9 protein-coding genes are annotated in these 12,401 nt (G+C 75.1%); all 9 read right to left on the bottom strand.

The features are described 5' to 3' along the window. Positions 1-41: 41 nt before the first annotated feature. The 9 genes from J7462_RS00415 to J7462_RS00375 all read right to left on the bottom strand — a co-directional run bounded on the left by J7462_RS00415 (position 42) and on the right by J7462_RS00375 (position 12,353). Positions 42-965, bottom strand: coding sequence for a ParA family protein (locus J7462_RS00415; RefSeq protein WP_067315071.1), 924 nt, complete (start codon positions 963-965; stop codon positions 42-44). A 172-nt stretch (positions 966-1,137) separates the two neighbouring features. Beyond that, a complete protein-coding gene (locus tag J7462_RS00410; RefSeq protein ID WP_219460098.1) occupies positions 1,138-2,154 on the bottom strand; it encodes a site-specific tyrosine recombinase XerD in 1,017 nt (338 codons plus the stop codon). Positions 2,155-2,210: 56 nt separating this feature from the next. After that, the gene (ald, locus tag J7462_RS00405) at positions 2,211-3,326 is read right to left on the bottom strand and encodes an alanine dehydrogenase (protein ID WP_208566868.1); all 1,116 of its coding nucleotides are present in this window, start codon (positions 3,324-3,326) and stop codon (positions 2,211-2,213) included. Between the two features lie 384 nt (positions 3,327-3,710). Continuing rightward, complete coding sequence (locus J7462_RS00400; RefSeq protein ID WP_219460096.1) at positions 3,711-4,316, bottom strand: NUDIX hydrolase; 606 nt, start codon at positions 4,314-4,316, stop codon at positions 3,711-3,713. After that, complete coding sequence (locus tag J7462_RS00395; RefSeq protein ID WP_219460092.1) at positions 4,313-6,094, bottom strand: CTP synthase; 1,782 nt, start codon at positions 6,092-6,094, stop codon at positions 4,313-4,315. Before J7462_RS00395 ends, J7462_RS00400 begins: the two co-directional genes overlap by 4 nt. 125 nt (positions 6,095-6,219) lie before the next feature. Continuing rightward, a complete protein-coding gene (locus tag J7462_RS00390; protein WP_255597528.1) occupies positions 6,220-8,640 on the bottom strand; it encodes a hypothetical protein in 2,421 nt (806 codons plus the stop codon). Continuing rightward, positions 8,640-9,818, bottom strand: coding sequence for a glycosyltransferase family 4 protein (locus J7462_RS00385; protein ID WP_219460088.1), 1,179 nt, complete (start codon positions 9,816-9,818; stop codon positions 8,640-8,642). Before J7462_RS00385 ends, J7462_RS00390 begins: the two co-directional genes overlap by 1 nt. Further along, a complete protein-coding gene (gene murJ, locus J7462_RS00380; RefSeq protein WP_219460085.1) occupies positions 9,815-11,485 on the bottom strand; it encodes a murein biosynthesis integral membrane protein MurJ in 1,671 nt (556 codons plus the stop codon). The genes J7462_RS00385 and murJ overlap by 4 nt, the downstream gene beginning before the upstream one ends. A gap of 1 nt (position 11,486) precedes the next feature. Next, entirely contained in the window at positions 11,487-12,353 is an 867-nt protein-coding gene (locus J7462_RS00375; protein WP_219460082.1) for a hypothetical protein, read from the bottom strand. Between the last annotated feature and the right edge of the window lie 48 nt (positions 12,354-12,401).

Here is a 12,401-nt window from a genome sequence, read left to right as displayed (position 1 = left end):
GACGTCGTCGCCGTCCGGGACGCCCGAGGGTGCACCCCGACCTACCGGTCGGCCTGGGCCGCGATCACCTCACGGGCCAACTGCCGGTAGTTGCGGGCCCCCGAGGAGGCCGGGTCGAGCGTCGTGATCGGGGCACCGGCCACCGTGGACTCGGGGAACTTCACCGTCTTGGTGATGACGGTCTGGTAGACCTTGTCGCCGAACGCCTCGACCACCCGCTGGAGCACCTGCCGGCAGTGGGTGGTGCGGCTGTCGTACATGGTGGCGAGGATGCCTTCGAGTTCCAGGTCGAAGTTGAGCCGCTCACGCACCTTGTCGATGGTGTCCAGCAGCAGCGCCACCCCGCGCAGGCTGAAGAACTCGCATTCGAGCGGGATGAGCACACCGTGCGCGACGGTCAGCGCGTTGATCGCCAGCAGGCCCAGCGAGGGCTGGCAGTCGATCAGGATGTAGTCGTACTCCTTGCGCACGTTGCGTAGCACCCGGGCCAGGGCCATCTCCCGGGCGACCTCGTTGACCAGCTGTATCTCGGCGGCGGAGAGGTCGATGTTGGCGGGCAGGATGTGCAGGCCGGCCACGTCCGTCTTGATCAGGACGTCCTCGGCCATGACGTCGTCCTGCATGAGCAGGTTGTAGACCGACAGGTCGAGGTTGTGCGGGTTGACGCCGAGACCCACCGACAGGGCGCCCTGCGGGTCGAAGTCGACAAGCAGCACCTTGCGGCCGTACTCGGCCAGGGCAGCACCCAGGTTGATGGTGGTGGTGGTCTTGCCCACCCCACCCTTCTGGTTGGCCATCGCGATGATCCGGGCCGGACCGTGCCGGTCGGTGGGCATCGGCTCGGGGATCGGCTTGCGCATCGTGTAGGCGGCCGGGTCGGCCGGACCAAGGTCGGCGCCGAGTGACGCCTGCTGCTCACGGAGCTCCGACGTCCAGGCGTCGGCACGATCACCGTTGCCAGCCATGTCCTCGTTGCCCCCTCCCGACGACCACCCGGCATCGGAGCTGTCCGACGTCCTTCGCGGCGCCGCTGCGCACCCCGGTTGTCGCTCCAGGAGGTCCGCGCCGATGCCGACTCTACGCCACCGACGACCAGCGCGTTCGGCACCGGTCCGGCGTGTCGGGCGTAGCGGCCGGTCAGCGGCCCGACGGCGGGTCCGCGTCCCGGGCCCGGGGGTGGGTCGTGGCGTACACCTCGCGCAGCCGTTGCACCGTGACCAACGTGTACACCTGGGTGGTGGTCACCGAGGCGTGGCCGAGCAGTTCCTGCACCACCCGCACGTCCGCGCCGCCGTCGAGCAGGTGGGTGGCGTAGGAGTGGCGCAGGGTGTGCGGGGAGACCGCGTGCGGTCCGTCCACCGGCAGCCCGGCCCGCCCGGCAGCCCGCCGCAGCACCGTCCACGCGCCCTGCCGGGTCAACGCCCCGCCCCGGGCGTTGACGAAGACCGCCGGGGTGCCCCGACCGGGGGCGACCAGGCCCGGCCGGGCCCGCACCAGGTAGGCCCGCAGCGCCTCGACGGCGTACCCGCCGATCGGCACCAGCCGGGTCCGGCCGCCCTTGCCGCGCAGCAGGGCGGTGCCCTCGTCGACGTCCAGGTCGTCGACGGCGGCACCGACCGCCTCGGAGATCCGCGCGCCGGTGCCGTACAGGAACTCCAGCAGCGCCCGGTCACGCAGGGCCAGCGCCGCCCCGTCGCCGGTGGCGGTGACCGGGCCGGCGGTCTCCAGCAGCCGGGCCACGTCGTCGACCGGCAGCGCCCGGGGCAACCGGCGGGCCGCGGGCGGCGGGCGGACGTCCCGGCTGGGGTCCGCCCCGGCCAACCCCTCCCGGACGGCGAAGCGGTGCAGCCCGCGCACGGCGGAGGCGGCCCGCGCCGCCGAGGTCACCGCCAGCGGCGGGTGGTCGTCGTCGCCGGCGCGCAGCCGGGCCAGGTGCGCCTCGACCTGCCCGGTGCCGACCGACGCCAGGTCGGTCACCCCGGCGGCGGCCAGGGTGCCCAGGTAACGCTCCAGATCCCGACGGTACGAGGTGAGGGTGTTCGCCGACAGGCCGCGCTCCACGGTGAGGTGGTCGAGATAGCCGCGCACCACCCGACGCAGGGCCGGCGCGGGTTCCGCACCCGCCCCGGCCCCGTCGGGTGCCGTCCCACGCACCCCTCGCCCGGCCGCGCGGGACACGCCGCCGGGTGCCGGGTCGTGCGGCTCCTCGGTCAGGCCAGCACCTCGGCCAGCGGGAGGGTGGCCATGCCGTGCGCCTCGGCGACCGGGCCGTAGACCACCTGACCGTCGTGGGTGTTCAGGCCCGACGCCAGGGCGGGGTCACGGCGCAGCGCGTCACGCCAGCCCCGGTCGGCCAACTCCAGGGCGTACGGCAGGGTGACGTTGGTCAGCGCGTACGTGCTGGTGTGCGGCACCGCGCCGGGCATGTTCGCCACGCAGTAGAAGATCGAGTCGTGCACCTGGTAGGTCGGTTCGGCGTGCGTGGTCGGGCGGGAGTCCTCGAAGCAGCCACCCTGGTCGATGGAGATGTCGACCAGCACGCTGCCCGGCTTCATCCGGGACACCAGCTCGTTGGAGATCAACGTGGGGGCCTTCGCGCCCGGGACGAGGACCGCGCCGATGACCAGGTCCGCGTCGAGCACCGCCCGCTCGATCTCGTACGCGTTGGAGGCGACCGTCTGCAGGTGGCCCCGGTAGATGGCGTCAGCCTGCCGCAACCGGGCCACGTTCATGTCCAGCAGCAGCACCTCGGCCTGTAGGCCCAGCGCGATGGCGGCGGCGTTCATGCCGGACACGCCCGCGCCGACGACCACGGTCTTCGCCGCGTACACCCCGGAGACGCCACCCATCAGGATGCCCCGGCCGCCGCCCTGCCGCTGGAGGTGGTACGCGCCGACCTGCGGGGCGAGCCGACCGGCCACCTCGGACATCGGGGCGAGCAGCGGCAGCGACCGGTCGGGCAGCTCGACGGTCTCGTACGCGATGCCGGTGACCTGCCGGTCGACCAGCGCGTCGGTGCACTCCTTGGAGGCGGCCAGGTGCAGGTAGGTGAAGAGCACCTGCCCGGCGCGCATCCGGTGGTACTCCTCGGCGATCGGTTCCTTGACCTTGAGCACCAGCTCGGCGGTGTCCCACACCTCGTCGGCCGTGCCGAGGATGGTGGCCCCGGCGGCGACGAACTCGTCGTCGGTGAGGCTGGAGCCGACACCGGCGCCGGCCTCGACGAAGACCTGGTGACCGTGACGGACGAACTCGTTGACGCCTGCCGGCGTGATCGCCACCCGGTACTCGTGGTTCTTGACCTCGCGGGGGATTCCGACCTTCACGTGAGACACCCTTCTCCGGGGTGCCGCACCCCGGACTGCGCGGTGCCCCGCCGGCTCCGTTGCCGACGCGGTTCACCGGTCCCGCCGGCGGCAGTCTAGGCGGGCCGTCCTCCTGCGACGGACGGCACAGTGACAACCGGTGCCCGGTCCACCTGACGGTGTGTCAGGCATACCGCGCGGGCCTGCCGTTCGGCGTACCCCCCATCGTCGCACCGCGCGGCCCCGCCCGCCGGACGGGAACGCCGGCGGACGCACCGTGTCCCGTCGGCGCGACGCACCACGCCGGTGGGGTGCACGCCCGCCGGCCGGCCCCGCGCCGGCCGGCGGCAGGGACGGCGCAGGGGCCGCGCGGCGTACCGCGGCGGCCCCTGTCGGCGTACCGGATCAGCGGTGCAGGGGGGTGTCGGCCCGGCGCAGCACCGACCAGCCGGCGTCGCGGGCCCGGGCGGCGGCCAGCAGCCCGGCCACGCACGGCCCGTTGGTGACCTCCCCGGCCAGCACCATGCCGACCGCCTCGTCCAGGTCGATCCGGACGATCTGCAGGTCGGCCTCCTCGTCGTGCCGCTCGTGCCGCTGACCGACGGGCACCTCGGCCAGGCCCCGGGCGAGGAACACCCGGACCACCTCGTCGGAGAAACCGGGCGAGGTGTGCACGTCGACCAGCAGGTCCCACCGGGCGGCGGTCAGGTCGGCCTCCTCGGCCAACTCCCGGCCGGCGGCCACCGCGAGGTCCTCCCCCGCGACGTCCATCAGGCCGGCGGGCAGCTCCCACAGGTGCCGCCCGACCGGCTGCCGGTACTGCCGCACCAGCACCACCTGACCGGCGTCGTCGAGGGCGACCACGGCGACCGCGCCGACGTGCCGGGCGTAGTCGCGGGTGGCGGTGCCCCCACCGGGCATGGTCACCTCGTCGGTGACCACGGTGAAGATCCGACCGGCGTACCGCTGCACCCGGGAACGCAGCTCGTAGCGGTGCTCGACGGCGCTCACGACGCGGACGACGCCGTCGCCGACGCGCCGTTGCGGGCCGCGTTCTTCGGCGTCGGCGCACCCTTCTTCGCCGGCTCGCTCTTCGCCGCCCCGGCCACCGCGTCGAGGTCCACCGGCAACTGGTCGGCCTGCGAGTACGCCACGGCCGCCTTGACGAACCCGGCGAACAGCGGGTGCGGGCGGGTCGGACGGCTCTTCAGCTCCGGGTGCGCCTGGGTGGCCACGAAGAACGGGTGCAGGCTGCGGTCCAACTCGACGAACTCGACCAGCCGGCCGTCCGGGGACGTGCCGGAGATGTGCAGGCCCGCCGTGGTGAGCTGGTCCCGGTAGGCGTTGTTGACCTCGTAACGGTGCCGGTGCCGTTCGCTGATCTCGGTGGCGCCGTACGCCTCGGCGACGATCGACCCCTCCGCCAGCGTCGCCGGGTACGCCCCGAGCCGCATCGTGCCGCCCAGGTCACCCCGACCGGCGACGATGTCCTCCTGGTCGGCCATGGTGGCGATGACCGGGTGCTTGGCCTCCTCGTCGAATTCGAGGGAGTTCGCCGCGTCGAGGCCGGCCAGGTGACGGGCCACCTCGATGGTCATGCACTGCAGGCCGAGGCAGAGCCCGAGCAGCGGCACCCCGTTCTCCCGGGCGTACCGGGCGGTCCCGATCTTGCCTTCGATGCCGCGGACACCGAACCCGCCAGGGATGACGATGCCGTCCACGCCGGACAGGGCCGACGCCGCGCCGGCCGGGGTGACGCAGTCGTCGCTGGGCACCCAGCGCAGCTGCACCCGGGCCCGGTGGCCGAACCCGGCGGCCCGGATCGCCTCACTGACCGACAGGTAGGCGTCGGGCAGGTCGACGTACTTGCCGACGACCGCCACGGTGACCGTGTGGTGCGGCTGGTGCACCCGCTCCAGCAGGTCGTCCCACCGGGTCCAGTCGACGTCGCGGAAGGACAGGCCGAGCCGGCGCACCACGTACGCGTCGAGCCCCTCGCGGTGCAGCACCTTGGGGATGTCGTAGATGCTCGGCGCGTCCGGGGCGGCGACGACCGCCTCGGCGTCCACGTCGCAGTAGAGGGAGAGCTTCTGCTTCAGTTTCTCCGGGATCTCCCGGTCGCAGCGCAGCACGATGGCGTCGGGCTGGATGCCGATGTTGCGCAGCTGCGCCACCGAGTGCTGGGTCGGCTTGGTCTTCAGCTCCCCCGACGGGGCCAGGTAGGGCACCAGCGAGACGTGCAGGTAGAAGCAGTTGTCCCGGCCCAGGTCGTGCCGTACCTGCCGGATCGCCTCCAGGAACGGCAGCGACTCGATGTCGCCGACGGTGCCACCGACCTCGGTGATCACCACGTCGGGGATCTGGCCGTCGGCGTCCGGGTCGGCCATGCCGACGATCCGGGCCTTGATCTCGTTGGTGATGTGCGGGATGACCTGGACGGTGTCGCCGAGGTATTCGCCGCGCCGCTCCTTGGCGATCACGTCGGAGTAGATCTGGCCGGTGGTGACGTTGGCCTTGCCCGACAGGTCCCGGTCGAGGAAGCGCTCGTAGTGCCCGACGTCGAGGTCGGTCTCCGCGCCGTCCTCGGTGATGAAGACCTCACCGTGCTGGAACGGGTTCATCGTCCCCGGGTCGACGTTGAGGTAGGGGTCGAGCTTCTGCATCACCACCCGCAGCCCGCGTGCGGTGAGCAGATTGCCGAGGCTGGAGGCGGTGAGGCCCTTACCGAGCGAGGAGGCGACGCCCCCGGTGACGAAGATGTGCCGGGTCGTGCGTGCTGAAGGGGCCAAGGCCTGCTCCCGTGTCGTCCGTAGCGGTCATGCGAACCGCCGTGCCGATCAAGTGATCACGCGATCCACGGGATTCCACGGTAACACCTCCCCCGGGGCCACCTGGCGTCGCACCCGACCTCGGGCTATCCCGCCCCGGCGGCGGACCGGCCGGCCGCCGCCGAGGTCCGGGCCGGACCCACCGCACCGGGGGTACGCGCCGTCGGCACCGTCGCCGCGTCCCGCCCCACCGGTCGGGTGCCGGAGGTGTCGTCCGGTGCGTCGGCGTCACCGTCGCGCGGACCGTCCGCCCCGGCACCGCCGGGCGGCGTCACCGCTGCGGTGGGCAGGTCCTTGCCGTCCCCCTCGCGGGCCGCCGCCTCCCCGCCGTCGTCGGGCCGCCCACCGTCGGGGGTGCCGCCGGTCGGGGCCGCACCGGGTGGGCCGTCCGGGCCGGGGTGACCCGTGCCGGGCAGGGTGCGGTCGGTCGAGTGGTCGAGCACCCGCAGCGAGGCCAGCGCCGCCATCGGCACCACCAGCGCCGCCGCCGCCCCGGCCACGTCCAGCGCGGCACCCCCCAGCAGCCCGGCGATGACCGCCGCCAGGGCCGTACCGGCCAGCGCCGCCCGGATCGCCGGGTAGATGCCGAACAACCGCATCAGCCCACCCCAGGGCTGGAGCAGCGCGAACCAGACCAGCAGCAGACCGACCACCGCCAGCACCGTCAACGGGCTGTTCACCAACGTCTGGAAGTTCGCCGTGCTCGACCGGTGCACGGTCAACCCGCCGGTGCCCTCACCCAACGCGGTCAGGAACCGGCCCAACGCGCCCCGCTCCTCCACCGGCCGACGCAGGTCCACCACCGCGAAGCCGATGGTCAACGCCAACCCGGCCATGGTGGCCCAGACCAGCCGGCTGACGGTCAGCCAGCCGCCGGTGCTGATCGCGGCGGCCACCGCCACCCCGGCGGTCAACGCGATCGCGCCGATGGAGTCCGCACCCAGGTAGGGGCTGCCGATCACCACCACGGCCGACCCGCCCACCGCGACCACCACCATCGGCCGCCACTGCCGGCGGACCCGCTGGGCGAGCCAACCGGCGCTGAGCAACGAACCGGCGAGGAACACCCCCAGGCCCACGGTGCCGAGGCCGGAGAACCGGCCGCCCTCCAGCGCGGAGTAGCCGACCACCCCGTTGAGCTGCAACCGGGCCCCGCTGAGCACGTCCGCGCCGACCACCAGGGTGGCCAGGCCGGCGACCGCGCCGAGCGGGCCGAGAGTGCGGTCGTGGCCGGGGGCGAACCGGACCAGGGCGGTGCCGCCGACGATCAACGCGACCGTCACCAGCGCGAAGTAGCCGCCGGCGTGGTCGCCCCGCCACCAGGGCACCGCGTCGGCGAGCAACGCCGCGGGCACCGCCAGGGCGACGGCGATCAGCAGCAACTCCACGGTCGCCACGATCCGGCGGGACACCGGCGGCGGGCTGTGCGGGCCGGCGAGGCGGCGGGCCCGGCGCAGCAGCGGCAGCACCGCGACGGCCAGCACGACCTGGGCGGCGGCGAGCAGGGCGAAGAACCAGCCGGCCACGGCCCGCTGGGCGGCGGCCTCCCGGTCGGCGTCGGCCGGCGCGCTGATCGCGGCGGCCAGGTCGTCGGGGCGACCGTCGACCTTCACCGCGGGACGGCCGAGGAAGAGCCGCTCCGGCATCGGCCGGCCCAGCGCGACCAGCGCGGTCGGCGCCAGGTCGACCAGTTGCAGGTAACCCTCCCGGCCGGTGCTGGCGGAGGTGAGCCAGCCGTTCTCCCAGCCCGGGCCGTCGGCGACGACGACGTGCAGCCGGGCCGGCGTCTCGGTGTCGGACACCCCGGCGACCAGCACCAGCGACCGTTGCGGCCGGGCGGCGAGCACCTTCGCCAACGCCTCGTCGGCACGCCGGGCGTCCGCCCGCCGGTCCGCCGGGTCGGTGCCGCTGACCGTGCCCAGGTCGACGATGCTCAGCACGCAGGAGCCGAGCAGCCCGGCCGGGTCGGCCGGCAGTCCCGGGGCGTACCGGTCGACGCGGCCGAAGGGACGGGCGGCGGCGACGGCGGCACCCGGGCCGACCGCCACCGAGCAGCGCACCGACTCCGACAGCGAACCGGGCACCGCGCCCCAGGGTTGCCGGTCGGCGTTGTAGGCGACCACGCTCTCCTGGTTGGGGAGGTTCGCGCCGATGCCGTCGGGCTGCTCGACGGTCACCGCGGCGGGCGGGCAGCCGCCGGGCTGCCGGCTGCCGTTCCAGCCGGCGTAGCTGCCCGCGCCGAGGGTGAGCCAGCCGTCCACCGGGCAGGTCGGGCGGTGCGCGGAGCGGGTCGACAGCGAACCGATGGACCCCTGCTGGGCCATCCGCCACAGCGTCGGGGTGCTCTGCGGGTCGACGTCGGACCAGCGCAGCCCGGCCACCCCGGCGAGGACCACGAAGTCGGCGGTGCGTCGGGGTGGGCTGCTTTCGGGGCGGGCGGCCAACGCGGTGACGCCGAGCGCCACCACGATCAGGGTGAGCAGGACCGGGGTGAATCGGCGCAGCATCAGGCGCGTCCCGTCGAGGGGGTGTCGGTGCCGGGGACCGCCGACCCGGTGCGGCCGGGCCGACCGTCGGCGTCGAGTTCGGTGTAGAGGTCCCGCAGCGCGGCGACGGTGTCGGCCTCGGTGGGCCAGCCGGCCGCCCGGACGGCCCCCCGGTGGGCCAGGTCGGCGCGCAGGTCCGGGTCGTCCAGCAGCGACCGCACGGCGGCGTCCACCGCGTCGACGTCGCCGGCCGGCACCAGCAGCGCGCCGTCGCCGACCAGCTCGGGCAGCCCACCGACGGCGGTCGCCACCAGTGGCACGCCGGCGCGCAGCGCCTCCTGGGCGAACAGTTGCCGCGCCTCCCAGTCGCTGGTCACCACAGCCAGGTCGGCCCCGGCGAGCAGGTCAGCCACGTCGGTACGGTGTCCGAGCAGGGTCACCGGGGCCCGGGCGGCGGAGATCCGGGCGGCCAGCGGCAGGTAGGCCGGGCCGCTGCCGGCGATCACCACCACCGGTGGCGGGATGCGGGTACGCCACCGCGCGGCGGCGTCGACGAGCACGTCGTAGCGTTTCTGCGGGTGCAGCCGGCCGACGGAGAGCACCAGCGGCTGCCCGGCGGTGACACCGAACTCGGCACGGACGGCGGCGCGGCGGCGACGCGGGGCGGGCAGGGCCGGCGCGGCGACCGGGGCGAGCCGGGCGTCGGTGGCGCCCAGCGCGGCGGCCCGGTCCACCAGGTCCGCCGAAGCCCCCAGGGCGACCCGGGCGGACCGCGCGACCACCCGTTCGGCGAGCCGGGACAACCGCCCGCGTAGCCCACCGGCGAGCACCGCGTTGTGCCAGGTGACCACGAGTGGTACGGCGGGCCGGGCGAGCGCCCCGACGAGCCCGGCGCGCAACCCGTGGGCGTGCACCACCCGGACGTCGGTGTCGGCCAGCGCCCGGCGCAGCGCGGTGACCGCCCGGGCGTCGGCGGGGGTCGGGTTGGCCGAGATCTCCACCGGGGTGAACCGGGCCCCGGTGGCGGCGAAGTCGAACTGCTCGCCGGTGGCGGCCGGGCCGCAGACCAGCACCGGCTGGCCGGCCTCGACGAGCCCCCGGGCCACCGAGCGGACGTGTTGACCCACCCCGCCGGTGCTGGAGGCGAGCAGCAGCACCACCGTGCCCCGGGGTTCGGGGGCGGACGTCGCGTCGGTCATGGGGAGAGGGTCTCCTTCCCGTCACCGGCGTCGCGGGCGACGCCGTCCTGCGGGTCACCCGCCGGTCGCCGGCCACCCAGCCGGCGTCGTACGCCGGTGAGCAGCGGCCCGACGTCCCGCCGGTCCACCAGCCAGGCGACGGCGAGGAACAGCACGCCGACCACGGCCCCGGACAGCATGCCCTGCACGAGTGCCCCGGCTGTCGTCGGGGTGCCGCCGCCGGCGAGCAGGCGGGCGGTGAGCAGACCGGCCGGGGCGGCCAGCAGCGCGGCCAGCAGGCCGGCGGTGGCGGCCCGACCGGCACCGGCGAGGGCGGCCCGACCGGCGGCCCGGGACACCGCGCCGACCAGCAGCGCCCCGAGGACCAGCATGCCGACGGAGTTCGCCAGGGTGACGGCCAGCACCCGGTCGGCGCGCGGCAGCAGCGCCGCGAGTGGCATGGCGACCAGGGGCACCAGCAGCCAGCCGGTGGTGATGGCGGCGGTGGCCACCCGGGTGGCCCCCCGGGCGTAGAGGGCCCTCGACAGCACCGCGAACAGGCCGTAGCCGACCAGTCCGGGGGCGAACCCGACGATCGCGGCGGCGGTGGGTTCCGCGCCGAGCGGGAAGAACCGGCCGACCGGTTCGGCGGTGCCGACCAGGGCCGCCGCGCCGAGGAAGCTGAACAGCAGCACCCCCCGGGTGGTCGCGGCAACCGTCGTCCGGTAGCCCTGCTCGTCGCCGGTCGCGGCGGCGGCGGACAGGCCGGGGTACGCGGCGACCGCCAGCGGCACCGCGAGCACCGCCCAGGGCAGCAGGTACATGGTCTGGGCGAGGTTGTAGACCTGCGGGGAGCCGGTGGGGCCGCCGGAGACCCGGTTGAGGATGACCACCAGGGCGAGTTGTTGGGCGGTGACGGTGACCGCCCCGGCGACGGCGAGCCCACCGACCCGGGCCCGCGCGTCGGCGGGGAACGTGTAGCCGGGCCGCCAGGTCAGCCCGAGCTGGCGCAGCGGGACCAACAGCGACAGCGACAACACCACCACCCCGACGGTGGTGCCGCCGGAGAGGATCAGCTCACCGGCCCGGCTGACCTGCGCGATGCTCGCGTCCCGGCCCTGGGTGACGCCGAAGACGACGTAGACCCCGACGACGGTGAGACTGGACAGCAGCGGCGCGACGACCGGCCAGGCGAACCGGCGGTGCGCCTGGAGCACCCCGGTGAGCACGATGCCGATGCCGTAGAGCGGCAGTTGCGGGGCGAACACCCGCAGCATCCGTGCCCCGGCGGCCAGCTCCGCCGGGGACCGCCCGTCGGAGATCACCGCCACGATCGGGTCGGCGAACACCGCCACCAGCGCCGCCAACGGCACCAGCAGGGTCACCGTCCAGGTCAGCAACGCGCCGGTGGTGGCGGCCACCACCCGCCGGTCACCCGCCGCGACCGGCCCCGCCAGCAGCGGTACGACCAGACTGGCCAGCGCCCCACCGGCGACGATCTCGAAGATGATGTTGGGGACGGTGTTGGCGATCACGTACATGCCGCCGAGGTCGCTGTCCTGTACGACCCAGGTGAAAACGGCGGTACGGCCGAAGCCGGCGAGCCGGGCCAGCACGGTGAGCACGGCGATGAGTGCGGCGGCGCCGGCCACCCGACCGACGCCGGCGAGGGGTGCCGGTCTGGTCACGTCAGTCGGATCGCCGGCCCAGCGCGTCGAGTTCCCGCAGCACCGGGGTGCGCTGGATGACCGCCGTGAAGCTGACCTTCTCACTTGCCGCGGTGAGGCCGGCGAGGACCGCGAGCAGACCGGCCCGGCCGAGCGGGCCGGTGCGGGCGGCCAGGGCCACCCCGAGCAGCGCGCCGAGCGCGTTGGCTCCGCTGTCGCCGATCATCACCCGCTCACCGAGGTCCTCGTCGAGCAGCCCGGCGGCGGCGCCGACCGCACCGGCGGCGATCCCGGCGTGCGGGCCACCGGCCAGCGGCACGCCGAGCAGCACCCCGGACTTCAACGCCCGGCCGGGACGCAGGTCCAGCAGGTTGAGCAGGTTGGCGGTGCCGGCGACCACGCCCGCACCGAGCAGCACGTCGACGGTGCGGCCGAGTGCGCCGTGACGCTGCCGGCGGGGGTGCGCGGCGACCTTCGGATCGGCGGCGAGCAGCACGGCCGCGGCGAGCCCGGCCGCACCCACCCCGGCGACCTTGACCATGCCGGCGGTGACCCGGCCGGCCCGCAGTGCGGCGAGGTGACCGGCGAAACCCTTGGCGGCCTTCTGCTCCGGGCGGGCACCCACCACGTCGTCGTAGAGCCCCACGGCGCCCGCGCCGAGGCCGGCGACGAGCACCGCCGCGCCGGCCGGGACGCTGGCCGCGCCGAGCGCCCCCGCGCCGGACGCCCCGACGGCCAGCGCCGGCCCGGCGGCGAGGCTGACGGTACGGCCCCGGAAGTTGGTCCGCTCCAGCGCCGGCCCCGCCGGGGAGGTACGGGCCTCCCGCAGCGCGTACCGGGCGGCGGCGGCTCCGGCGGCGGCGGCGAGCAGCCGCCCGATCCCGCTCACGCGGCACCGCCGGACGGGGCGGGCGGGTGGTAACCGGTCACCGGGGTA

Source organism: Micromonospora sp. RL09-050-HVF-A (genome assembly GCF_019374995.1).
GTDB classification, from domain to species: domain Bacteria; phylum Actinomycetota; class Actinomycetes; order Mycobacteriales; family Micromonosporaceae; genus Micromonospora; species Micromonospora antibiotica.
The sequence above is the reverse complement of the archived record's forward strand: the minus strand, read 5'-3'. Positions and strand labels throughout refer to the sequence as shown.